Origin of the sequence: Mesorhizobium sp. M0894 (assembly GCF_040319725.1) — a bacterium.
Lineage (GTDB): Bacteria > Pseudomonadota > Alphaproteobacteria > Rhizobiales > Rhizobiaceae > Mesorhizobium.
In genome coordinates, this window is sequence record NZ_JAMYOG010000003.1 from 371265 (window position 1) to 394824 (window position 23560).

General features: G+C 64.2%; 24 protein-coding genes and 1 tRNA gene. 7 read left to right on the forward strand and 18 right to left on the reverse strand.

Going from position 1 to position 23560, the window contains the following annotated elements; translation table 11 throughout:
• Positions 1–499 precede the first annotated feature (499 nt).
• Positions 500–575: transfer RNA gene (locus tag NKH91_RS08115), tRNA-Ala, on the reverse strand.
• A 164-nt stretch (positions 576–739) separates the two neighbouring features.
• Between NKH91_RS08115 and NKH91_RS08120 the strand changes: the two genes are divergently transcribed.
• The 3 genes from NKH91_RS08120 to NKH91_RS08130 all read left to right on the forward strand — a co-directional run bounded on the left by NKH91_RS08120 (position 740) and on the right by NKH91_RS08130 (position 2365).
• Complete coding sequence (locus NKH91_RS08120; protein WP_023678162.1) at positions 740–1030, forward strand: YggT family protein; 291 nt, start codon at positions 740–742, stop codon at positions 1028–1030.
• A gap of 9 nt (positions 1031–1039) precedes the next feature.
• Positions 1040–1360: a DUF167 family protein gene (locus tag NKH91_RS08125; protein WP_352845291.1), complete on the forward strand. Its 321-nt coding sequence runs from the start codon at positions 1040–1042 to the stop codon at positions 1358–1360.
• A gap of 249 nt (positions 1361–1609) precedes the next feature.
• Complete coding sequence (locus NKH91_RS08130; protein ID WP_352788026.1) at positions 1610–2365, forward strand: haloacid dehalogenase type II; 756 nt, start codon at positions 1610–1612, stop codon at positions 2363–2365.
• Between the two features lie 16 nt (positions 2366–2381).
• Here the strand turns inward: NKH91_RS08130 and NKH91_RS08135 are convergent, their stop codons facing one another.
• The 7 genes from NKH91_RS08135 to NKH91_RS08165 form a co-directional block, all read right to left on the reverse strand.
• Positions 2382–3350, reverse strand: coding sequence for an ABC transporter ATP-binding protein (locus NKH91_RS08135; protein WP_352845292.1), 969 nt, complete (start codon positions 3348–3350; stop codon positions 2382–2384).
• Positions 3350–4360, reverse strand: coding sequence for an ABC transporter ATP-binding protein (locus NKH91_RS08140; protein WP_352845508.1), 1011 nt, complete (start codon positions 4358–4360; stop codon positions 3350–3352). Before NKH91_RS08140 ends, NKH91_RS08135 begins: the two co-directional genes overlap by 1 nt.
• On the reverse strand, positions 4357–5274 hold the full coding sequence (locus NKH91_RS08145) for a dihydrodipicolinate synthase family protein (protein WP_352883952.1): 918 nt from the start codon (positions 5272–5274) through the stop codon (positions 4357–4359). Before NKH91_RS08145 ends, NKH91_RS08140 begins: the two co-directional genes overlap by 4 nt.
• 18 nt (positions 5275–5292) lie before the next feature.
• The gene (locus NKH91_RS08150; protein WP_352883949.1) at positions 5293–6195 is read right to left on the reverse strand and encodes an ABC transporter permease; all 903 of its coding nucleotides are present in this window, start codon (positions 6193–6195) and stop codon (positions 5293–5295) included.
• The gene (locus NKH91_RS08155; RefSeq protein WP_352480994.1) at positions 6195–7154 is read right to left on the reverse strand and encodes an ABC transporter permease; all 960 of its coding nucleotides are present in this window, start codon (positions 7152–7154) and stop codon (positions 6195–6197) included. Before NKH91_RS08155 ends, NKH91_RS08150 begins: the two co-directional genes overlap by 1 nt.
• Before the next feature lie 66 nt (positions 7155–7220).
• Positions 7221–8801 carry an ABC transporter substrate-binding protein gene (locus tag NKH91_RS08160; protein WP_352883946.1) on the reverse strand — a complete coding sequence of 527 codons (1581 nt, stop codon included), beginning with the start codon at positions 8799–8801 and terminating at the stop codon, positions 7221–7223.
• Between the two features lie 32 nt (positions 8802–8833).
• Positions 8834–9547, reverse strand: coding sequence for a FadR/GntR family transcriptional regulator (locus NKH91_RS08165; protein ID WP_031194640.1), 714 nt, complete (start codon positions 9545–9547; stop codon positions 8834–8836).
• A gap of 97 nt (positions 9548–9644) precedes the next feature.
• Here NKH91_RS08165 and NKH91_RS08170 point away from each other — a divergent pair, with 97 nt between their 5' ends.
• From NKH91_RS08170 to NKH91_RS08180, 3 genes are read left to right on the forward strand one after another with little or no spacing between them, the layout of a single operon-like run.
• The gene (locus NKH91_RS08170; RefSeq protein ID WP_352883943.1) at positions 9645–10616 is read left to right on the forward strand and encodes a Gfo/Idh/MocA family protein; all 972 of its coding nucleotides are present in this window, start codon (positions 9645–9647) and stop codon (positions 10614–10616) included.
• Complete coding sequence (locus NKH91_RS08175) at positions 10613–11608, forward strand: Gfo/Idh/MocA family protein (protein ID WP_023721344.1); 996 nt, start codon at positions 10613–10615, stop codon at positions 11606–11608. Before NKH91_RS08170 ends, NKH91_RS08175 begins: the two co-directional genes overlap by 4 nt.
• Positions 11598–12548 carry a dihydrodipicolinate synthase family protein gene (locus tag NKH91_RS08180; RefSeq protein ID WP_280940428.1) on the forward strand — a complete coding sequence of 317 codons (951 nt, stop codon included), beginning with the start codon at positions 11598–11600 and terminating at the stop codon, positions 12546–12548. Before NKH91_RS08175 ends, NKH91_RS08180 begins: the two co-directional genes overlap by 11 nt.
• Before the next feature lie 34 nt (positions 12549–12582).
• On the opposite strand, the gene NKH91_RS08185 is transcribed toward NKH91_RS08180, so the two are convergent.
• Complete coding sequence (locus tag NKH91_RS08185) at positions 12583–13530, reverse strand: LLM class flavin-dependent oxidoreductase (RefSeq protein ID WP_352480997.1); 948 nt, start codon at positions 13528–13530, stop codon at positions 12583–12585.
• 131 nt (positions 13531–13661) lie between these two features.
• Positions 13662–13817, reverse strand: coding sequence for a hypothetical protein (locus tag NKH91_RS08190; RefSeq protein ID WP_292657228.1), 156 nt, complete (start codon positions 13815–13817; stop codon positions 13662–13664).
• A 268-nt stretch (positions 13818–14085) separates the two neighbouring features.
• Here NKH91_RS08190 and NKH91_RS08195 point away from each other — a divergent pair, with 268 nt between their 5' ends.
• Positions 14086–14853, forward strand: a complete 768-nt coding sequence (locus NKH91_RS08195) for an SDR family NAD(P)-dependent oxidoreductase (RefSeq protein WP_352480998.1) — start codon at positions 14086–14088, stop codon at positions 14851–14853.
• A 14-nt stretch (positions 14854–14867) separates the two neighbouring features.
• On the opposite strand, the gene NKH91_RS08200 is transcribed toward NKH91_RS08195, so the two are convergent.
• The 8 genes from NKH91_RS08200 to NKH91_RS08235 form a co-directional block, all read right to left on the reverse strand.
• Positions 14868–15812: an ABC transporter permease gene (locus tag NKH91_RS08200; RefSeq protein WP_352480999.1), complete on the reverse strand. Its 945-nt coding sequence runs from the start codon at positions 15810–15812 to the stop codon at positions 14868–14870.
• Positions 15809–16864: an ABC transporter permease gene (locus tag NKH91_RS08205; RefSeq protein WP_023721349.1), complete on the reverse strand. Its 1056-nt coding sequence runs from the start codon at positions 16862–16864 to the stop codon at positions 15809–15811. Before NKH91_RS08205 ends, NKH91_RS08200 begins: the two co-directional genes overlap by 4 nt.
• Positions 16864–18369: an ABC transporter ATP-binding protein gene (locus tag NKH91_RS08210; RefSeq protein ID WP_352857113.1), complete on the reverse strand. Its 1506-nt coding sequence runs from the start codon at positions 18367–18369 to the stop codon at positions 16864–16866. Before NKH91_RS08210 ends, NKH91_RS08205 begins: the two co-directional genes overlap by 1 nt.
• Before the next feature lie 183 nt (positions 18370–18552).
• On the reverse strand, positions 18553–19584 hold the full coding sequence (locus tag NKH91_RS08215) for a BMP family protein (protein ID WP_023721351.1): 1032 nt from the start codon (positions 19582–19584) through the stop codon (positions 18553–18555).
• Positions 19585–19751: 167 nt separating this feature from the next.
• Positions 19752–20957: a 3-oxoadipyl-CoA thiolase gene (pcaF, locus tag NKH91_RS08220; RefSeq protein ID WP_352494090.1), complete on the reverse strand. Its 1206-nt coding sequence runs from the start codon at positions 20955–20957 to the stop codon at positions 19752–19754.
• Between the two features lie 140 nt (positions 20958–21097).
• Positions 21098–21859, reverse strand: coding sequence for an SDR family NAD(P)-dependent oxidoreductase (locus tag NKH91_RS08225; RefSeq protein WP_023721353.1), 762 nt, complete (start codon positions 21857–21859; stop codon positions 21098–21100).
• 11 nt (positions 21860–21870) lie between these two features.
• Complete coding sequence (locus NKH91_RS08230) at positions 21871–22683, reverse strand: ABC transporter permease (RefSeq protein WP_023721354.1); 813 nt, start codon at positions 22681–22683, stop codon at positions 21871–21873.
• The gene (locus NKH91_RS08235) at positions 22683–23546 is read right to left on the reverse strand and encodes an ABC transporter permease (RefSeq protein ID WP_352481004.1); all 864 of its coding nucleotides are present in this window, start codon (positions 23544–23546) and stop codon (positions 22683–22685) included. Before NKH91_RS08235 ends, NKH91_RS08230 begins: the two co-directional genes overlap by 1 nt.
• Positions 23547–23560: the final 14 nt, after the last annotated feature.

Here is a 23560-nt window from a genome sequence, read left to right on the forward strand (position 1 = left end):
TGCCGGCCGCGCTGAGAACCTTTGGAACCGCTCTGCGCGCTCGGTCCGGCGTCGCGGATTTTGTCTCGAAGTGCTGAAGTAGCCGCCATTTCAAACCCCCGCCGCCTGATCGATGGACACAGGCGAAGGGCCTGCGGCAATCGACTTTTATCGACGGGGTGAGGTTCCGATAACGTGGCTTACGGATGGCTTACGGGGCGTTTTTCGAGGTGGTCATGGTGCCGAAGCGACGCTCAGCGCAGCAAGGTTAGGGGGTCGTTCGGAAGGTTGGAGAAGGAGGCAACGCCCTCTGGCCTGCCGGACGAGCGACCTGAGAGGCTGATCTTTGCCGCCCGATGCCTAACGCGTTCGTAAACGCCGGTCGATGGCCGCAAGTCGCGAGCGGCCTTCTCTCGGCGTCGCGAAATCGCCCCTGCCCGAGTAAGCTTGCGCAAGCGGAACAGCGCCCAAGGCCGCTGTCTTCGGCATGCAACCAGGCAAGGGGATTCGAAAAATCCGCTGGTGGAGCTGAGGAGGATCGAACTCCTGACCTCGTCATTGCGAACGACGCGCTCTCCCAGCTGAGCTACAGCCCCGTCCAGCGGATGGGGCTTTTATCGGCCGCTGCGGTTTCCTGTCAAGACTGCGCTTGCTGCCGAAATGCCGTTCGGCCGCTCGTCCGGCTTTGCCATGCGGCGGAAGGCGGCTCTTGCCGCTTTCACCTACAGTGGCTACATGTCGGCAACAATCGGAGACCGGCATGATCGCCCTAATTCAGACCATTGTCATGGCGCTTGACCTTTACTGGTGGATCATCATCGCCTCGGCGATATTTTCCTGGCTCTACGCCTTCAACGTCGTCAACTCGCGCAACCAGTTCGTCGACACCATCAGCAACATGCTCTATCGGCTGACCGAGCCGGCGCTGCGGCCGATCCGCCGCTTCATGCCAGATCTCGGGGGCATCGACATCTCGCCGATCATCCTGCTGCTGATCCTGTTCTTCATCCGGCAGTTCCTGCTCACCACCGTGCTTTCGCTGGTCGTCTGAGTTCAGGCCATGAGCGCGCCGTTCCGCACGCGCGCCGACGGCACCGACCTGTTCGTCCGGCTGACGCCGAAATCAGCGATGGACAGGCTGGAAGGCATCGAGACATCGGCGGATGGGCGAAGCTATTTAAAAGCCCGTGTCCGCGCCGTGCCGGAAAACGGCGTCGCCAATCGAGCGCTGGAAAGGCTGGTGGCCAAGGCTCTTGACGTACCCGCATCAGCCGTCTCGATCGTCGCCGGCGGCACCGCGCGGCTGAAGACGCTGCGCGTGCTTGGCGATCCCGCGGCGCTGACCAAACGCATCGATACGCTGGGCTCGCCTGCGCCATGATCTCGGCTCGCTCACCTACCCCGCAGAAAAAAGGCCGGGCTGCGAAGCCCGGCCAGATGTGAAGGTCGAAAACCTTCAGAGGGGAACGCGCCGGACGAATGGGAGGAAACATCCGACGCGGATTGCATATGGGTTGGCGTCGACGACGTTTCAATGAGGTCGGGGGAACCGCCCTTCGCGATCAGGCTTTTAAACATTTCGACTATCTGATCAGCAGCTCGACGAGGCCGATCCGTCCTATCGCGACCGATGCGGCAGGACACCCACCGCAACCCGACCGGAAAGCTCAATATGACCGCTACTCGAGTTCTATTCTTCGACGTTCTGGGAACCGTCGTTGACTGGCGCAACGGTATTGCAAGGGAGGCTGGCGCCTTCCTCGCGCGAAACGGTGCACAGCAGGTCGATCCCGGTGAATTCGCGGATGCATGGGCGTTGCGCTATGACGCCTCGACCGAGGCGGTGCGGACGGGGCACCGGCCTTTCGTTTCACTCGACGTGATCAACAAGGAGAATCTGGACGCCGCCTTCGTCCAGTTCGGGCTAACCCCATCCGCGCTGCCGGCCACCGAACTTGAAGAACTCAATCTCGCCTGGCACCGGCTGGAGCCGTGGCCCGATTCGCTGAAAGGCCTTGCGAGGCTGAAGGAACGCTTCATCATCGCGCCCTTGTCGGGGGGCAATACCCGGCTGTTGCTGGACATGGCCAAGCGCGCCGGCCTGCCTTGGGACACCGTCCTTGGCTCGGATGTGTTCGGCACCTACAAGCCTGCGCCACAGGCTTATCTCCGCGCAGTGGAGATCCTGGGGGTGCGACCTTCGGAGGCCGTGTTAGTCGCCGCGCATAACGACGACCTGGCTGCGGCACGAAGGTGCGGTATCGGAACCGCTTTTGTTGCTCGTCCAAAAGAGCATGGTCCGGCGCAGACGACCGATCTCTCGCCTCGTGAGAGCTGGGACTTTGTGGCCGACGACCTTGTCCATCTCGCCCAAGTTCTCCCGTAGGCCGAGGGCAAAAAACCTAAGCGATGTCGTCGCGGATGCAGGCCTTCAGATGACCCTCGGCTGTCGCCCTCAGCGGCGGCATAGCCCCGGCGCAAGCCTCCAGCGCAAACGGGCAACGGGTCCGGAAAACACAGCCCGACGGCGGGTTTGCCGGGCTGGGAATATCGCCTTTGAGCACCTGCCGGTCTTGCCTGGCCAACGGATCGAGCGACGGAATGGCCGACAGCAGCGCGCGCGTATAGGGATGCTGCGGCCGGGCATAGAGCGCGGCCGCCGGCGCAACCTCCATGATGCGCCCGAGATAGAGCACGATGACCGTGTCGCAGATGTACTCGACCACGGCCAGATCGTGCGAAATGAACAGCATGGTCAGCCCAAGCCGGAGCTGCAGATCGCGCAACAAATTGATGATTTGGGCCTGGATCGAGACGTCGAGCGCCGAGACCGCCTCGTCGGCGACAATGAATTCCGGCTCGAGCGTCAGCGCCCGGGCGATGCCGATGCGCTGGCGCTGGCCGCCCGAGAATTCATGGGCGTAGCGATCATAGGCGTCGACCGGCAACTCGACCGCGGCAAGTGCCTTCTCGGCCTTCGCCCGCCGCTCGGATTTCCTGCCAATGCCTTGAATGTCCAAGCCTTCGGTGAGGATCTGCCCGATGGTCATGCGCGGCGACAGGCTGGCGAAGGGATCCTGGAAAATATACTGCATCTTGCGGCGCTGGCGGCGCAACTGGGCGGCACCCAGCCTGGTGATGTCGGTGCCGCCATAGCTGATCTGGCCGGATGTCGGCTCGATCAGACGCAGCACCGAGCGGCCGATCGTGGTCTTGCCGGAGCCGGATTCGCCGACCAACCCGACCACCTGACCACGCCTGACCTCGAACGAAATATCCTCCAGTGCCCTGACGATGGGGCCGCGCGAAAACGCGGTCGGCGCAAAATGCTTGGTCAGGTTTTTGACCGATAGGAACGGGGCGCCCTCCATCAGAGCTCCTCCCAGCGCAGGCAGCGGCTTTGCTGGGTCGGCGTCGCCGCAAATAGTGGCGGGACCGCGGCGCGGCAGGCAGTGATAGCCATCGGGCAGCGCGGCGCGAAGGAACAGCCTTTGGGTAGCAAGGCGAGCGACGGAACATTTCCGGCAATGGTCGGCAGCGGCGTTCCCGCCACCTTCAGCGCCGTGGCCTCGCCGAGCCTCGGCACCGAGCGCATCAACCCCACCGTATAGGGATGACGCGGGCGGGTGAACACTTCGCTCACCGGACCTGTTTCGACGATACGCCCGGCATACATCACCGCTACCCGGTCGGCGATTTCGGCGACGACGCCGAGATTGTGGGTGACGAACAGGATGCCCATGCCGCGCTGCGCCTGCAGCTCGGCCAAAAGATCGAGAATCTGGGCCTGGATTGTGACGTCCAGCGCGGTCGTCGGCTCATCGGCAATCAGCAAGCCTGGATCGCAGGACAGGGCCATGGCGATAGTGGCGCGCTGGCGCATCCCGCCCGAAAGTTCGTGCGGATATTGTCGCGCCCGCCGCTTCGGATCGGGAATGCCGACCTGCTCCAGCAGCCGCACCGCGTCTGCCTCTGCCTCGCGGTGCGATTTGCCGAGATGGATGCGGATCGGCTCGGCGATCTGCTCGCCGATCGTGTAGACCGGGTTGAGGCTGGTCATCGGCTCCTGGAACACCATGCCGATCTCGTTGCCACGTATCTTGCGCAGCGACTCGGCATCGAGGCCGGTCAACTCGGTGACCGTGCCGTTCTTGCGCCGCAGCGCGATCGACCCCTCAGCGATATGCCCGACCCTTTTCGGCAACAGGCCGATGATCGACAGGCTGGTGACGGATTTGCCGGATCCGGATTCGCCGACGAGCGCCACCGTCTCGCCGGAGCCGATCGTCAGGTCGACATCCGTTACCGCCGCGATGTCGCGCCCCGCAATGCGGAACACCGCGCGCAGGCCGGAAATCGAGAGTATCGGCTCGACACTCAGCGGAGCAGCCCCACGTCGCGAAGGATCATGTCGATCTTTGCGGTTTCCTCCCCGTTCAGACTGCGTTGCGGCCGCGCCATGGTGTTCGAGGCGATGATGCCGAGGCTCTTCATCGCTGCCTTGAAGGCGCCGACGCCGGCCGAGCCGGCGCTTGTCCTGCCGAGCGAGATCCAGACGATCTCGAACAGTTTCAACAATCGCTCCTGCTCTAGCCGTGCTTCGGCATGCTGGCCGGCCTGCGTCAGCTTCCACAGCCTGACGTAACCATGCGGGTCGACATTGGCGAGGCCCGGCACGACGCCATGCGCACCCATGGCCAGCGCGCTGTCGACCAGGATTTCGGAGCCGGTCATGCCGAAGAACCCTGGGTCATCGGCCATGTCCTTGAGCACGTAACGCAGATTGCCGTCATCGCCGCTGGAATCCTTGATGCCCGCGATGGCACCTTCCCGGGCAAGGCCGACGGTGGTCTTGCGCTCCAGCTTGATGTGAACGCAGACCGGGATGTCGTAGGCGATGACCGGAAGGTCGATCGCATCCTTGATGTAGCGGAAGTGGTCGCCGATCTCCGGCTGGCTGGTGCGGGTATAAAACGGCGCGGTGACAACAATAGCGTCGGCGCCGGCCGATCTGGCGATGCGGGCGTGGTTGATGACACGATCGGTCGTCGGATCGATGACGCCGGCGAAGATCGGAACCCGGCCGTTATTGACCTTGACTGCATGCTCGAGGATGGCCCTGCGGCCTGCCTCGTCGTGGAAGACCACCTCGCTGGTCGAGCCGAGCACGAACAGCCCGTGGACACCGCCGTCGAGCAGGTTCTCGATGGTGCGGGTGAACGACGGGAAGTCGATGCTGAAATCGGCATTGAGCGGGGTGACGACAGGTGGCACGACGCCGGTAAACAGGGGCATTTTGATGAACCTTTGAGGTCAGTTGAGATCGGAGCGAGGATCGAATGCATCGCGCAAGCCGTCGCCGATGAAATTGATGGCGAGGACGGTGAGCACCAGTGCGGCGCCCGGGAACATCCATTGCCACGGGTAATTTTCCAGCACGACGGTGGAGCGGGCGAGATTGAGCATGTTGCCCCAGCTGGCTTCTGGCGGTGCGATGCCAAGGCCGAGAAAGGACAGGCCGGCCTCGAGCAGGATAGCGTTGGCGATCTGCAAGGTGGCGTAGACGACCAGGATATCGATGCAGTTGGGCAGGCCATGCCGGAACAGCAGATGCGGCAGCCCCGCGCCCATGCCCCGGGCCGCAACGACGAAATCGCGCTCGCGCAGTTCGAGCAGCCGGGCGCGCACCCTGCGCGACAGCACTGGCCAGGAGAGCAGCGAGATCACCAGGATGGTCGGGGCGATGCCGGTGCCGGCAATCGAAGCCAGCACCAGCAGGAAGATCACCGGCGGCAGCGTCATCGCCAGATCGACCAGGCGCATCACCGTTCCGTCGACGAGACGCCCGCCAAAGCTGGCGACGGCGCCGATCAGGAAGCCTATGACGGTCGAGATGGCAACCGAACAGATGGCAACCAGCAGTGAGATCCGCCCGCCTTGCAGCAACCGTGCCATGACATCACGCCCAACGCCATCGCTGCCCAGCCAATGAATGGCGGACGGCGCCTTGTTCATCGCCCTGAGGTCGATGGCGTTCGGGCCGAACGGCCACCACAGAGGATAGGTCGAAACCGCCAGCAGGATCGGGATGACGATCAAAAGCCCGGCGCGTGCCGCTCGGTTTTCAAAAAAGCGGTCGAGCGCGCGGCGAAGCGGGCCTTTGGTCTGTGGCGCGGCTGTCCGGTCGGCTGTCGGGTCCGGCGCGGTGATTGCCATCACGCCACCTGAATGCGCGGGTCTACGACGGCATAGACGACGTCGGTCAGGAGGTTGACCAGGATGACGCAAACGCCGATCACCAGGGTAGCGCCCATGATCACCGGGTAATCGCGGGTGCCGACGGCGTTGACCAGAAGCAGTCCCATGCCCGGCCAGTTGAACACGCTTTCCAGGAAGATGGCGCCGCCGACGGCGATGCCGACGGTCGAGCCGATCAGGGTAATGACCGGCAAGAGCGCATTGCGGGTGGCGTGCTTGATGATCACCCAGAACTCGCGCACGCCCTTGGCGCGCGCCGTCCGCACGTAGTCCTGGTTGAGCACTTCCAGCAGCGAAGCGCGCATGTAGCGCATGATCAGCGCGGCATGGCCGATCGATAGCAGGCAGGCGGGCAGGATGAGGTGCGCTAGCACATCCGTCATCGAGAACGGCGCGCCGGCCGTCTGCATGCCGCCGGACGGCGCCCAGCGCAGCAGCACTGAGAAGAAATAGAGACCGAGCAGCGCCGTCAGGAAAGCCGGGCTGGAGATACCAATAAACGACAGCACCGACAGCGCGATGTCGGACGGTTCGTTACGGCGCACCGCGCTGAAAATGCCGGCGGAAATGCCGAGCACGATGGCGATCGCCAGGCCCGTGCCCATCAGCAGCGCCGTCGGGCCGATGCGTTCCATGACCAGTGGCAGCACGGCAACGCCGCTGCGCTGGATCGAATAGCCGAAGTCACCGCTCAGCGCCGCGCGCAGCCAGGCGAGATATTGCACGGGAAGCGGCCGATCGAGCCCGAGCCGTTCGCGCAGGCCCTCGAGGTCGGAAGCCGACATGGGGACCGACGGGTTGATATAGGCGTCGATCGGATCGCCCGGCGCCAGCCGCAGCAGGATGAAGATGAGGACGCTGAGCGCGACCAGCATCAGCAATCCTGTGGCGCTGCGGCGGGCGATGAAGCTCAGCATGGGCTTTCCGTGGCCGTGGCAGGCGGCGCCAAAGTGGTCCCGCCTGCTCGCTTCGTTTCGGGGTTCTTACTGGATGTCCCAGCGCTCGGGGTGAGCTGCGTAGGGGCCGCCGCCCGGCGCCGGCGTCCAGCCGAAGTCACGCAGCCTGTTGGAGGCCACGCCATAGCGGTTGGCCACCCACAACGTCGCCCAGGGCAGCTCCTTGTTCATGACCTTGCAGACCTCCTGCCAGGATTGATCGAGCTTGGCCGGATCGGTTTGGCCGAGCGCGGCGTCCAACGCGGTGCTCAGGTCGTCGAACTCGATGCGCATGGTGTTGAAGCCTGCCGGCGGAATCTGCGACTTGTTGAGGCCGGGATTGAGGCCGGCCGGGTTGGGGCCGTTCTGCAGGCCGGCATAAACCATCGGAAATGCATTCCAGTCCGGCGTGCCTTGCTTGTAGACGATGCCATTGTAGGTCGGCGTATCGACGACGCGAGGCACCACATTGATGCCGACCTCGGCCAGCATCGACTGGACAGCGGCCATCACATTGGCGGCTTGCGGCGAGCCGTAATAGGTCAGCAAGGTGATCGGCTTGTCGCCATTGATCTTGTCCCAGCCCGCCTCGGTCAGCAGCGCCTTGGCCTTTGCCGGATCGTAGGCATAGGGTTCGAGGTCTGCCGGAACGAGATGCGGCGCGACATAGCCGCAATTGGCTGGCTTGGCGGCACCGCCGTAGAGGCTGTCGATGATGGCGTTGCGATCGATCGCATACATAATCGCCTGGCGGACACGGATATCCCTAAACAGGTCGACCTCCTGGTTCAGGCCGATATAGTTGACCACGTACGAGGCACCTTCGATCACCTTGAAATTGCTGTCGCTCTTGAAGGATGCCGCATCGTCGGGCTCGACATAGGTGAACTGGATCTCGCCGGCGCGGAGCGCGGCGACGGCCGCCGCCGGCGACTCGAAATAGCGGTTGATGAGCACGTCTACCTTCGGCTTGCCGCTGCGATAGTCTTCATCGGCTGCCAGTTCGACATATTGGTCGGTCACGTAGCGCTTGAACTTGAACGGGCCGGTGCCCACCGGAGCGGTCGACCACCAGGTGCTTGTCGCCAGTGATTCCGGCGGCAGAGCGGCCAGGGCATGCTCCGGCAGGATCATTAGCTGCGAGAGGATGGATAGAAACGAGCCGTTCGGTTTCGATAGCTTCACCACTGCGGTGTGGTCATCCGGTGCATCGACCGAGGCGATGTTGGCGAGGCGGGCGGCAAACAGGCTGCCGGAGGCCTTGTTCTTGGCAAGCTCGAGGGTGAACTTGACGTCCTTCGAGGTGAACGGTTTGCCGTCATGCCAGGTCTCGTTGACCAGGTTGAACGTATAGCTCAGCTGGTCGTCGCTGATCTTGTAGTCCTTGGCGAGGTCGCCTTCGATCTCGGTCAGCCCGGCATTGAAGATGACCAGCGGTTCGAAATAGGTGCTGAGCCAGGTGTAGCCGCCGGTCGCGACCAGCGGGTTGAAGTTCTTGGGAAAACCGCCCGGGCCGACGTCGAAGCCGCCCGCAATGGTCTTGGCGCTTTGTGCCTGGACATTGGTCAATGGGGTAATGCTGGCGAGCAGCAGCCCGGCGACTGAGAATGCGATGGTCCTGATGCGCATGGTTTCCTCCCTTGGCATATTCAGGTTGTTCTTCAGCTTGCTCGGTTTTTGGCGATAACCTGCTGGATCCCCCGGTAATGGTCGTCGAGCCGCCGACGCGCCTGGTCGACATCCTTGGCGGCGACAGCCTCGACGATCTCGTGATGGTCGCGCCATGTCGCCAGCGGCGTCGGATTATCGAGATTGGTGAAATTCGAGGCCTTGTCGAACGCCGTCCAGAAGATGTCGATCAGTGCGCTCAGCATGTGATTGTTCTGGCAGCGGAACAGCAGCTGGTGGAATTGCTGGTCCTCTTCGGCGAAGCTCTCATGGCGCTCGGCACGTTGCCGCATGCGCTCGGTCAACTGGCGCAGCGCCTCGATATCCTCGGCACTGATCATCTCGATCGTCTTGGCGATGAGGCCGGTTTCCAGCACGCGGCGGATTTCGCGCAGCTCTTCGACATCGCGCAGCGAATCCTGCAAGCCGTATGCCAGGTTATCCAGCAGCGGCTTGAACGAGAACTCCTTGACGAAGACGCCGATGCCGCGCCGCGTCTCCAGGATGCCGATCGATTCCAGCGCCTTGATGGCTTCCCGCACGGAGTTGCGGCCGACGCCGAGCCGCTGCGCCAGGAACGTTTCCGGCGGCAAGGGATCGCCTGCCTTGAGCTGGTTGCTTTCGATATAGGCCCTGAGGCTTTCCTGCACGGTGACGTGAAGAAGCGGCGGTCTGCTCAACGGTTCGATCGACTTCAGTTCCGCCATCCCACTGCTTTCATCATCCGCCGGATTAGCCTGCCCCCTTGTCGTATAGCTACTTGTAGGATATCCTGCAAGCCCATAACAAACCTGCTGCCTTCGAATGAAGATTACCCTCGCCGGCTCGAGCCACTGGCACGCCGAAATGCACCTCGACGCCGCACGCTTTTACGGTGCGGAGATCGCCGGAATCTGGGACGAGGATCCTGGCCAAGCGCATGGGTTCGCCGCGCACCACGATCTGCCGTTTATCAAAGATTTCACGGAGATACTCTCCAGCCCGCCGGATGCGATCCTGTTGATGGGGCACCCTTCGAGGGTGCCGGCGCGGGCACGCGCGATCATCGCGGCAGGGATACCGTTGATCCTGGAGAAGCCGGCGGCCAGCCATACGAGGGAACTGATGGCGCTGCGCGAGCTTGCCAGGCAGCACCAGGCTTTTGTCGCTGTTCCCCTGCCCAACCGTTTCGGGCCGGCCGTTGCCGGCTTTGAACGGCTGCGCCGGCAAGGTCGCGCCGGGCCGGTGGCGCATTGCCAGTTCCGGCTGCTCAACGGCCCGCCGCAACGCTACATCGCCGACGGTGTCGCCTGGGTCGTCGATCCGGCGGTTGGCGGCGGGGGTGCGTTGAGGAATCTCGGCATACACGGCGTCGACGCGGCACTCAGCCTCGCAACCGGCAAGCTCGGCCTGAAAAGCGTTTCGATCGCGAACCGCATTCATCCCGGCCCGGTCGAGGACCATGCGCTGCTGGTGCTGGAAGACGAGGCCGGCGCGGTGTTCATCGTCGAGGCCGGTTACACCTTTGCCTCGATGCGCCCCGGCGGTGACTTCGAGTGGCGTATCGTCAGTGCCAATGCCACCCTCATCGATCATGGCGACCATGCCACCTGCGCAACGCTCGACGATGCGGCCGTTGCCGATTTGCCGGTCGAACTGCCGGCAACGCGCTATCGTCTGTTCATGCGCGATACGCTTGACCGGCTGGCCAGAAAGGCGCCTCCGCCGGTGTCCATCGAGGATTATGTTGCGGCGATGTCTCTGATCGACGCCGCTTATGAAAAGGCAGGATCATGATTGGGATAGGAATTATCGGCGCCGGCGATTTCGGCGCAGCCCATGCGCGGGCAATCCGTGAGGTGGGAGGCATTCGTCTCGTCGCCGCCTCTCGTGGAAATGCCGATGCGCTGCAGCGCTTCACCGCCGAATATGGCGGCTGCGGCTACACTGATTGGCGCAAGCTGCTGGACGACAAGGAGGTCGACGCGGTCCTCATTGCCACCCCGCACCATCTCCATGCCGAAATGGCCATCGGCGCAGCAAACGCCGGCAAGCACATCCTGCTCGAAAAGCCGATGGCGCCGACGGCGGCTGCCTGCGACGCGATCAACGCCGCCGTAACCGATAGCGGCGTCAAGCTGATGGTCGCCCATCTCATGCATTTCGCCCTGCCCTGCATGGCAGCCAGGCAGAAGCTGGAGCAAGGAGAGCTCGGCCGGCCGCTCATCGGATCGAGCTGGATCATCAAGCTATGGATGGAGCACAATCGCCGCGACTGGCATCTGCGCAAGTCGACCGGCGGCGGCATGCTGTTGACGGCCGGCATCCACGCGCTCGACCGCCTGGTCTGGCTGATGGATGACGATGTCGTGTCGGTGAGCGGCATGCTCGGCGCCAAGTTCCATGACCAGGAAGCAGACGACAGCGCCTTGCTTGGGCTGCGCTTCGCCGGCGGCGGCATCGGCCAGGTGCAGAGCATCGGCTATCGCACCGGCGCTACCACCTACGCCATGGATCTGGTCTGCGAGCAGGGAACGCTGCGCATCGACATGGATCGCGGCACGATGCTTGGACGCGATACGGTCTGGACCGAGTTGCCCGGTTCATTCGAACCGAACTGGATGCACAACGCGCTGGTGCGCGAATGGAGCGCGATGCGCGATGCCATTGCCGACGACACGCCGGTGCCGGTCGACGGTCTCTATGCACGCAAGATCATCGGCATTATCGAGGCTGCCTTCGCGTCGAACGAAACCCGCCACGAACACGAGATCGCCGGTGCACGCTGACCTCGACGACCATCTGGCCCGCTTGCCCGCACACGCACCGCGCGGCGTCTGGGGCGCGGTGATGCTGGCCATCGACGATCGCGGAGCGATCGACTGGCAGGCGACGGAAGAGACGATCGCGCGGCTTTGCGCGTCAGGCGTCGACGGCGTCTATTCCAATGGCACGGCCTGCGAATTCCATTGCCAGACCGAGCCCGAATTCGACCGGCTTTGTGGGCTGGTCGCCGCAACAGCCGGCGGCGCGCGCCTTCCTTTCCAGATCGGCATCAGCCAGTCCAATCCGCGCGTCGCACTGGAGCGGCTGACGCGGGTCTCGGCGTTTGGCCCGGCGGCGGTGCAATTCACACTGCCCGACTGGTGGCCGCCCAGCGACGACGAGGTCATGCGTTTTGTCGGCCGCCTCTGCGAGGCCGCGCCCGAAACGCCGCTGGTGCTCTACAACCCGCCGCACGCCAAGCGTCGCCTGACACTCGAAGGCATCGCCCGGCTGCGCGCGGCGGTGCCGTCGCTGGTCGGCGCCAAACTGCCGGGCGGTGACGCCGACTGGTATGCCGATATGCGCCACAAACTGGACGGATTCTCCGTCTTCGTCCCCGGCCACACGCTGGCGACAGGCTATGCTGGGGGAGCCCATGGCAGCTATTCCAACGTTGCCTGCCTCAACCCGAAGGGTGCGGTACAGTGGTGGCAGATGATCCGCACCGACATGGCCGCCGCTGCCGAGGTCGAGGCCCGCATACAGGCCTTCCTCGCCGCACATGTCCTACCGTTTCGCACCCGTTACAATGTCAGCGATGCAGCGCTCGACAAGGCGATGGCGGCGGCCGGCGGCTGGGCGCCACTCGGCCCGCGACTGCTCTGGCCCTACAGCTCCGTTCCCGATCAGGAAATCCCGACGCTGGCCAGGGCCGCTCACGCGGCTTTCCCGGAATGGTGGTAGACCCGTCAGCAAGGCGCGGGACGACGGGGGCTCTTCAGCAGCCGGCTCTCGCGCCCTGTGTCGCACGGGACGCAAACGCCCCCGGCTGAGGGATATCGGCCTCGCGCCGCGCCAGCGAGTTGCGCAGCAGTGCGATCGCCTCGCGGCCGGCAGTCGCAATCTCGCGCGGCCTGTCGACGCCGACGATCATGAACTCCTTGATCCCCAAAGCGGCGTAGGAAAGCAGCGACAGCGCGACCTGCGCCGGCGGCCCGGCAAGTTCGAGCGCCTTCTGGCAGGAAGCGGCCGGCTTATCTTCCGAACGGATTCGGACGGGAAGCGCGAAACGCAGCTTGCCGGCCCGACCGTGTTCGGCGGCAGCGCCGCGTACGCGCTCCATTGACTGTCGGATTTCTGCAAGCGAGCCGGGCGCCAGCTCGAACACATCCGCATGCCTGCCCGCGACCCTGAGCGCCGTGCCCGACTGTCCGCCCATGCGGATGGTCACGTCGGCACCATGCGGCCCCTTGCGCGGCACATAGCCGCCGTTGACGCTGTAAAAGGCGCCTTCATGGTCGAACGGCCTGTCGTTCGACCACAACCGCTTCAGTAGCACCAGATATTCGTCGATGCGTTGCCAGACCACCGTATGGCCGGCCGGACGTGCCTCGGCATCGTCGTCGCTCAGCGGCTCGCTGAGCATCCTGAGCGACAGCCGGCCACGGCTTCTCGCGTCGAGGGCAGCGAGCTGCCGCGCCGCCACGGTTGGTTCGATCACGCCCGCCCAATGCGTGAGCACGACCTCGAGGGAGGAGGTCCGGTCCAGCGTCTGGGCGGCAAGGTCCATATTGGTCAGCAGCCCGGCCTGGTCGTCGATGACGATCTTCTGGAATCCGGCATCCTCGATCAGTGACAGCTTCGTCGCGGTCTCGACAAAGTCGTAGAAAAAGCTGGCGTCGGCAGCGTGGATCTTACCGGGAACATGCGTGAACTCGATCGGCATTGCCATCTCCTCCATCACGTTGAATCAGGGCGCGCGAAAGCGCACCGGCATTCGGTTCATTCAACTCCGGAATTTCTGCAAACGGCAGGCCGCTATCCCGAGGAAGCCTCGACGATCAGAGCCTTTACAAATCAGGGGATCAGCCCCAGTACCACTGCCCCGGTGAATACGAACGCAAGGGCAAAGACGAGATAAGCGAAAGCGCCGGCGTAGGCCGGCCGCCATACCTGGTCGGAACTCAGCCTTTGGCCTTTGCGGGCAGTCTGAGCGTTCTGGCTATAGGACATATCGACCTCCGTCTCGGCGCTTAATCTATAAAATCAGTAGACTTTGTCGAGTGCTATTTTCGCGCGATCTTTAGAACAATTTTCTCCAACTGCTAGACAAATTAGTGCTTTTACTGCTTAGCGCTGCCTTTTTGAGGCGTGCCGGGGTGACGGCAGAAAACGTCCGGTCCATGTGTCTGTGGCTCCTTGGCCATCCAATGGATGAGGGATAGCATCGCTGCTTGAGCGGAAAGCCGCGACGTCACGGCAAGGCAGCAGGGAGCAAAACATGGGTACAAGACTGGCCGGCAAGGTCGCCATCATTTCGGGCGGCGCGACGGGAATGGGCGGTGCGGCCTCGGAGCTTTTCGCGGCGGAGGGCGCCAAGGTGGCGATCATCGACCGCAACGGCGAAGCGGCGGCTGCCACCGCAGCGGCAATCAGGCAACGCGGCCAGGTCGCCGAGCACTGGGTCGCCGACGTATCGGACGAGCGGCAGGTCGAAGCGGCGGTGAAGGGCGTGATGGAAAAATTCGGCCCGGTCACGGTTCTGTTCAACCATGCCGGCACCATCGTCATCAAACCCTTCCTGGAGACCACGCTGCAGGAATGGGACTGGCTGCATGCCGTCAATGTGCGTTCGATGTTCCTGATGACGCGCGCCGTGCTGCCCGGCATGATCGCCGCCGGCGGCGGTTCCATCGTCTGCACCTCGTCGATCTCGGCGGTGGCGGCGACGCCGATGGAGGTGCTTTACGACACCACCAAGGGTGCCTGCCACATGTTCGCGCGTGCCATTGCCGTCGAATTCCGCGACCGCAACGTCCGCTGCAATGCGGTCTGCCCCGGCTTCATCAGGACGCCGCATGGCCTGCGCGAGGTCGCCGATCTCGACAAACTCGGCGTCGATGTCTCAGACGCGGCAATGGCGGCGCAGCAGGGGCGGATCGGCGAGCCGGAAGAGGTGGCGAGGGCAGCCCTGTTCCTGGCCAGCGACGAGGCCAGCTTCGTCAACGGCGCCCATCTGTTCGTGGATAACGGCTTTACCGCGATGTGAACGACGGCGCGCCGCTACCGCTCTTCGCGCCGGAACGGCTTGAGCAGTGCCGAAGGAGCCACCGCATTGCGCGACATCACCGCCATGGCGACGATGGTGAAGATGAAGGGCAGCATCAGGAACGCCTCATAAGGAATGTGGCCGAGCCCACTTGCCTGCATGCGCAATTGCAGCGCGTCGACGAAGGCGAACAGCAGTGCGGCGCCTGCCGAGCGCCATGGATCCCAGCGGCCGAAGACGACGAGTGCGATCGCCACCCAGCCACGCCCGGAAACCACGCCGAAGGTGAAAGCGTTGAATTGCGCCATCGACAGGAAGGCGCCTGCAAGCCCCATCAAGGCGCCGCCGAGGATCACCGCCTGGGAGCGCGTCGCGATGACGCTGACGCCTGCCGAATCGGCGGCGCGCGGGTTTTCACCGACCATGCGGACCGACAGGCCCCATGGCGTGCGGTAGAGCACGAAGGCGGCCAGGGGAATAGACAGCATTGCCATGTAGACCAGCGAAAACTGGTTGAACACCGCCGGCCCAAGCACCGGAATACCGGATAATATCGGGATCGGCAGCGTCTCGAACCCCTTGATGTTCGGCGGTACCGATTGCTGGCCGAAGATCAGCCTGTAGAGGAAATAGGCAAGGCCTGAACTGAACAGCGTCACGCCGATGCCGCAGACATGCTGGCTGAGGCCGAGCGCCACCGTGAACAGCGCATGCACGGCGCCCATCAGCGCGCCGGTCAGCACGGCGGCGAGCACGCCAAGCCAAAGGCTGCCGCTGAGGCTCGCCGCGGTGAAGCCGGTCATTGCCGACAACAGCATGATGCCTTCGATGCCGAGATTGAGCACGCCGGCGCGCTCGGAAAACATCTCGCCCAGCGTCGCGAAGGCAAGCGGCGTGGCGATGCGGATGATGGCGGCCAGGAAGCCGACCTGGAATATCTGCTCCAGCACCACGCTCATTTGGCTATTCCCACGCGACGGATGCGATAGGCGGTGAACAGCAGCGCCACCAGCATGGCGAGCAGCGCCGTTCCCTGGATGACATCGCTGAGGAAGGCCGGAACGCCGGTCGCCCGCGACATCGCCTCGGCGCCGGTCATGACGGCAGCAAGGAAGATCGCCGCCGGCACGACGCCGAGCGGATTGAGCCTCGCCAGCATGGCGACGACGATGCCGGAATAGCCATAGCCCGGCGAGATGTCGCTCATCACCTGGAAATGCACGCCGCCGACCTCGCCGACGCCGGCAAGGCCGGCCAGCGCGCCTGATAGCAGCGCCGTCGAAATCAGCACCCGCTCGACATTGATGCCGCCATAGCGCGCGGCTTCCGGGTTCTCGCCGGTGACCCTGATGCGGAAACCAAGCGTCGTGCGCGCGACCACGAACCAGATGACCGGTGCGGCGACCAGCGCCGCGACGACGCCGAGATGCAGTCGCGTGCCTTCGAGCAGCACTGGGAAATTCGCTGAATCCTCGATCGGCGGCGAGATCGGGTAGCCGCTGAAACTATCCTTCCATGGGCCCTCGATCAGCGCCATCAGCGCGTAGAAAATGACCGAATTGAGCAGCAGCGAGCTGACCACGTCATCGACCCTGAATTTTACCCGCAGTGTGGCAGGGATCAGGGCGACGGCCGCGCCGGCGGCGGCGCCCGCCAGCGCCATCAGCAACATGGCGAGCGGCCCCGGCATCGGGATGGCGCCGACGGCACAGCTCGCCACCGCACCGGCCAGCAATTGCCCTTCGGCGCCGATGTTCCAGAATTTGGCGCGGAAAGCGACCGCCACGGCAAGACCGGTGAAGATCATCGGCGCGGCACGCACCAGCGTTTCGGTGATGGCGTAGCTGTCGCCCAACGACGCCGAAAACATCACGCCATATGCCTCGACGACGCCGGCGCCGGCCAATGCAATGAGGCCGCTGCACAGGATCAGCGTCGCGCCGATGGCGAGCAGCGGCAGCGCCAGATTGAACCAGGCGGGCGTTGAGGTGCGGGCCTCGAGACGGAACATCAGGCCTCCGCCCCGGTCATCATCAACCCGAGTCTGGCGACGCTGGCATCGGCGCTGTTCAGCGTGCCGACGATGCGGCCCTCATACATCACGGCAATGCGGTCGCAGAGCATCAGCAACTCTTCCAGGTCCTCGCCGATAACGATAATGCCGCAGCCCTTGGCGCGCATGTCGAGGAATTTTTCGTGGATGAAGCGCGCGGCACCAATATCGAGGCCGCGTGTCGGCTGCGAAACGATCAGCACCTTTGGGTCGAAGGCGAGTTCGCGCGCCAAAAGCGCCTTCTGCAGATTGCCGCCGGACAGCGCCCCGGCGCGCGTCATCGGCCCGGGGCAACGTATATCGTAGGCCTTGATCTGCGCCTCGGCGAAGGTGCGGATCGCATCCTGTCTGAGCAGGCCGTTGCGGCTGAACGCCACCGTGCCGATGCGCGGCAGCACCATCGAATCGGCAAGCGGCAGATTGGTGACCAGCCCGGTCGTCATACGGTCTTCCGGGATGCGGCCAAGGCCGAGCGCCTGCACTGCGCTCGGCGAGAACCGCGAAACGGCTTTGCCGGCTATCGTCATGCGGCCGGCATCGGGCGCTCGCACGCCGGAGATGACCTCGGCAAGCGCCCGCTGGCCGTTGCCGGAGACGCCGGCAATGCCGAGGATCTCGCCGCCGCGTACCGACAGCGACACATCGCGCAGCGCCATGCCGGAATGATGCGATGTCGAGATACCATCGAGGGTCAGCACCGCCGGACCCGGTGTCGACGGTCCCCTGGCCGGAGGCACGATCTCGTGGCCGCACATCAGCCGCGCCATCTCCGAAGATATCGTGCTGGCCGGCGTATCGACGCGGCCGGCAACGCGCCCGTGCCTGAGCACGACGCAGCGATGCGTCAGCGCCCGCACCTCGTTGAGCTTGTGCGAGATGAAGATGATGCCGAGCCCCTGTGCCGCCATCGAGCGCAGCGCCGAAAACAGTCCGTCGACCTCGGTTGGCGCCAGCACCGCCGTCGGCTCGTCGAGGATCAGCAGCCTTGCGCCGCGAAACAATGCCTTGACGATTTCGAGCAGCTGTTGCTCGCCGACCGACAGCGCCGAAACGGGAAGGTCCGGGTCGAGCGCCAGCCCATGCTGGCGGCCGATCTCGGCGAGCCGCGCCAGCCCCCCGGCGCGGTCGATCCGGCCCGATCTGCCGGGAATGCCGATCAAGAGGTTCTCCAGCACCGAAAGTCGCGGTGCGAGATGAAAATGCTGGTGCACCATGCCGATGCCGGCGGCCAGCGCATCGGCCGAGCTGTTGATCGCCACTGGCCGGTCCTGCACCAGGATCTCGCCGGCGTCGGGCGCATAGGCGCCGAACAGCACGTTCATCAGCGTCGTCTTGCCGGCGCCGTTTTCGCCGAGCAACCCGAGGATTTCACCCGGCGCGACGCTGAGATCGACGGCCTCGTTCGCCTTGACGGCGCCGAAGCTCTTGGTGATGCCGCGCATTTCGATGAGAGGGGCGGGCAAGGGCACTCCTGGTGAGAGATGGCGCGGATACCCTTCCCCCTTGCGGGGAGGTACCGAGCGAAGCGAGGCGGGAGGGGTCGCCTCAACCGCCTCGACTTTTGACTTAAGAGACGGAGCGCGTCGCGGAGGACCCCACCCGGCCCTGCGGGCCACCCTCCCCTCAAGGGGGAGGGGCGGGCGCACTCAGTCCGAGACCGGCGTATTCTCGTCCACGTCGACTCGGAAATTGCCGTCGAGGATCTCGGCCTTCTTCCTCTCGACCAATTCCTTGACCTCGGCCGGCAGCGTCTTGTCGAATTTATGGTACGGCGCGAGGTAGGAGCCGCCCTTGGCCATGCGCGAGAAATCGCCGTAATCCTGCGCGGTGAAGACCCCGGCCTTGACCAGCTTGATCGCCTGCTCGACGGTCGGATACATGTCCCAGACCGGCCCGGTGATCACCGTGTCGGGGCCGAGGCTCGACTGGTCCGACATGTTGGAGATGGCGAGGATCTTCTTCTCCGCCGCCGCTTCGATGACGCCGAAGCGCTCGGCATAGATGACGTCGACGCCAGCGTCGATCTGGGCAACAGCCGCTTCCTTTGCCTTTGGCGGATCGAAGAACGAGCCGATGAAGGCGACCTTCTTCTTGATGTTGGGATTGACCTCCCTGGCGCCGGCAAAGAAGGCGTTGACCAGCCGGTTCACTTCCGGAATGCCCATAGCCGCGACCGCGCCGATCGTGCCCGATTTCGACATCTTTCCGGCGATCATGCCGGACAGATAGGCCGGCTCGTGAATCCAGTTGTCGAAAACGCCGAAGTTCGGCTCGGCCGGCCCGGCGCCGGAGCCGAACAGGAAGGCGGTCTTCGGGAACTGCTTGGCGGTCCTGCGGGATTCGCGCTCGGCGGCGAAGGCATCGCCCAGCACCAGCTCATAGCCGCCTTGCGCATATTCGCGCATGACACGGCTGAAATCGGCGGTCTGCACCTTCTCCGACCATTTGTACTCGATGCCGAGTTCCTTCTCGGCCTTCTGCAGGGCGACGTGGATCTGGTTGTCCCACGGCTCCTCGATCGGCGTGGCGAAGATCGCCGCCACTTTCAGCTTCTTGGTCTTAGCAAAGGCGCTGCCCGGCAGCATCGCCGCCGCAAGGCCGAGCGCGCCCAGCTCCAGCACGTTGCGTCGCGAAAGCCCTTCGCGTTTCGATTGGATTCTGCTCTTCCCGTTGTCCATTGCATGCCCCTCTGATTGGCGCCGTGTCGAGCCGGCTCTCTTCTCTGGAATATCAGCGAAGGAACTATGGAACGGTGCCCGGCTTTTGTCCACATGGTCAAATTTGAAGGGCGGAACGACGTGGGAATTCGCGCAGCCGCACCTTCAGAACGGCCGGAGTTGCTCGCTCACAATCTCTCCAGCGCCACCGCTATGCCCTGGCCGACACCGATGCACATGGTCGCGAGGCCGTAGCGGCCGCCGCGTTCGCGCAGTTCCAATGCCGCCGTGCCGGTGATGCGCGCCCCGGACATGCCGAGCGGATGGCCGAGCGCGATGGCGCCGCCATTCGGGTTGACGTGCTCCGCATCCTCGGCAATGCCGAGTTGGCGCAGCACGGCGATGCCTTGCGAGGCGAAGGCCTCGTTGAGCTCGATGACATCGAATTGTTGCGGCTCCAGGCCGAGCCGGGCGCATAGCTTCTGCGTGGCCGGCACCGGACCAATGCCCATGATGCGCGGCGCCACGCCGGCGGTGGCACCGCCGAGGATGCGGGCGATCGGCGTCAACCCGTATCTTTTCACGGCGGTTTCCGAGGCGACGATCAGCGCCGCGGCACCATCGTTAACGCCCGACGCGTTGCCGGCCGTAACCGTGCCGCCTTGCCGGAACGGCGTCGGCAATTTGGCCAGCGCCTCGATCGTGGTACCCGAGCGCGGATGTTCGTCCTTCGAGACGACGATCGGGTCACCCTTGCGCTGCGCGATCGTCACCGGCGTGATTTCCTTTGCCAGCCGGCCATTGGCTTGTGCGGCGACCGCCTTGTCCTGGCTGCGCACGGCAAACGCATCCTGGTCGGCGCGAGAGACGGCGAACTCTTCCGCCACGTTCTCGCCCGTCTCCGGCATCGAATCGACGCCGTATTGCTTCTTCATCAGTGGATTGACGAAGCGCCAGCCGATCGTGGTATCGTGAACTTCGGCATTGCGCGAAAACGCGGTCTCGGCCTTCGGCAGCACGAACGGTGCGCGCGACATCGATTCGACGCCGCCGGATATCATCAGCTCCGCCTCGCCGGCCTTGATCGCGCGCGCTGCGATGATGACGGCATCCATGCCCGAACCGCAGAGGCGATTGACGGTCGAGCCGGAAATCTCCTTCGGCAGGCCGGCCAGCAGCAGTACCATGCGCGCCACATTGCGATTGTCCTCACCGGCCTGATTGGCGCAGCCATAGACGACGTCGTCGATGGCAGCCCAGTCGATGCCGGGATTGCGCTCGACCAGCGCCCTCAGCGGGATTGCGCCGAGATCGTCGGCACGCACCGCCGACAACGAACCGCCGAAGCGGCCGATCGGCGTGCGGATATAGTCGCAGATATAGGCCTCGGCCATTATGCAGCTTCCCTTTGCGCTGACGATTTCTGCTCCCGGCCCAGCCATGTTGGCCGCATTCTCCTTGAGACGAAAGCACATCTTGCCGCCGGCCGTTAGGCCAAAGGGAATTTCAGCTCCCGCCCGCCGGGAGCTGCGGATCAGCCGATGCTTTCACCGCCGTCGATCACCAACGCCTGCCCGGTCATGAAGGACGAGCGGTCGGAAACGAGAAACAGGATCGCTTCGGCGATTTCCTGGGCGCTGGCCCAGCGCTGCATGGGGATCTTGGTGCGGACATAGTTTTCGATCGCCGCCCGCCCGCCCATCTGCGCGATAAACGGTTCGTTGAAGGGCGTGTCGACCCAGCCGGGGCACAACGCGTTGACGCGGACATTGTGCCGGGCATAGTCGAGCGACATCTGCCGGGTCATCGCCACCACGGCATGTTTTGAGGTCGCGTAGGCGATCATTTCGCGGTCGTAGAACACACCCGAATTCGAGGCGGTATTCAGGATCACCCCGCCGCCTTGCGCGATCATCGACGGCATGACCAGCCTGGCCGCGAGGAACTGCGCCCGCACATTGATCCGCCAGGAGGCATCCATGCCGTCGGCGCCGACTTCGGTCAGCGTGCCGCCGACCTGGATCCCGGCATGATTGTGCAGGATGTCGATCCGCCGATGCCGGCCCAGCGTTCCTGCGACGAGCTGCTCGACCGCCGCATCGTCGCCGACATCGGTGGCGACGGCTTCGGCCCGACCGCCGGACGCACGAATGTCGGAAGCGGTTGCTTCCCCCGCCGCCTGGTCCCTGTCGGCGATCACCACGAGCGCGCCTTCCCTGGCCATTATCATGGCGCCGGCACGCCCGATCCCCGACCCGGCGCCCGTCACCACGGCGATGCGATCTTTCAGAATCATGTTTTTGTCTTTCAGTGGGATGGTTTTCGCTGGCGCAATTGCCATTGGGCGAGCACCACGAGCAGAACGGAGGCGACGAGCACGATCGTCGCGATGGCATTGATCTCCGGCGTGACCCCGCGCCGGATCGAGGCAAAGACATAGATCGGCAATGTCGTCTGCGCGCCGGCGACGAAAAAAGCGACGATGAAATCGTCGAAGGAAAATGTGAAGGCGAGCAGGAAGCCGGCGACCACCGCCGGCATGATCTGCGGCAACACGATGCTGCGGAACGTCGTCAGCGGGGTGGCGTAAAGATCGCTCGAAGCCTCGACCAGATTGCGGTCGAGGCTGCCGAGGCGCGTGCCGACGATCATCGCCACCAGCGCCATCGAAAACAGCCCGTGCGCGGCGATGATCGAGCCATAGCCGAGCGCCAGGCGCGGTGGCTGATCGTTCGGCCACAGCGAAGCGACAAACGGGTTGACCACCCCGAATAGCTGGACCAGCGCGACCAGCGTCGAGATGCCGATGACGACGCCAGGAACGACGATCGCAGCACCCAAAAGCGCATCGAAGACGGCTCGCGTCCGCGCGCCGACACGCGCCAGGCCAAGCGCCGCCGCGGTGCCGCAGAGTGCCGCGAGCAAGGCGCTGGTCGTGGCGATTAACAGGCTGTTCTTCAGCGCTTCGACCAGGAACGGGTTCGCCAGTGCCTTGCCGTACCATTGCACCGAGAAGCCAGTGAACTCGCTGGCGTGGTGGCCGGCGTTGAACGAGAACAGCACCACCAGCGCGATCGGCAGGTAGAGAAAGGCAAAGACCGCAACGACGAAGGCACGCATCAGATCAGGTCCACCCGGCGGGCACCCGAAAGCCGTGTCGAAATGCGGTTCGCGGCAAGCAGCACGACCACGGAAACCGCTACAAGGGTTATGGCGATTGCCGATCCGAACGGCCAGTTGCGCGATTGCAGGAACAGATCGACCAGCGCGTTGCCGATGAAGAAGACCTTGCCGCCGCCGAGTAGCGTTGGGATCAGATATTCGCCGAGCAACAGGATCATGACCAGCGAGAAGCCGGTCATCACACCTGGCAGCGACAGCCGCAGCGTCACGCCGAGGAATGTCGAGATCGGCGTCGCGCCGAGATCGGCGGAGGCCTCCAGCAGCCGGCGATCGAGCCGCTCGAGGCTGACATAGATCGGCAGGATCATCAGCGGCAGATAACCATAGACGATGCCGAGCAGAACCGCTCCCGGCGTATTGATCAGCCGCACATCCTCCATCCCGACATAGGCCAGCAGAGCTGGGACGCCGCGCCCGCCAAGCACATACATCCAGGCATAAGTCCGCATCAGCAGGCTGGTCCAGAACGGGATGACGACAAGCGCAAGCAGGATCAGCCGCCACCGCTCCGGCGCGCGCAAGGCGAGGTAATAGGCGACCGGATAGGCAACGAGAAGACAGGCCAGTGCACCGGCCGGCGCCAGCACCATGGTGTTCCAGAAGGCGGTCGCCCGCGCCGGAAGATTGGCATACTGCGCCAAGGTGAAAGCGGCCTGATAGCCGCCTTCCGGCGCCCGCTCGCCGACGCTGAAAACGGCGATCGCCACGAACGGCAAAACTAAAAACACCAACAGCCATGCGGTCGCCGGACCGAGCAGCAGGGCGGTCAGGAGATTGTGACGAAGAACATTGCTGCGCATTGAAAAATCGCCCC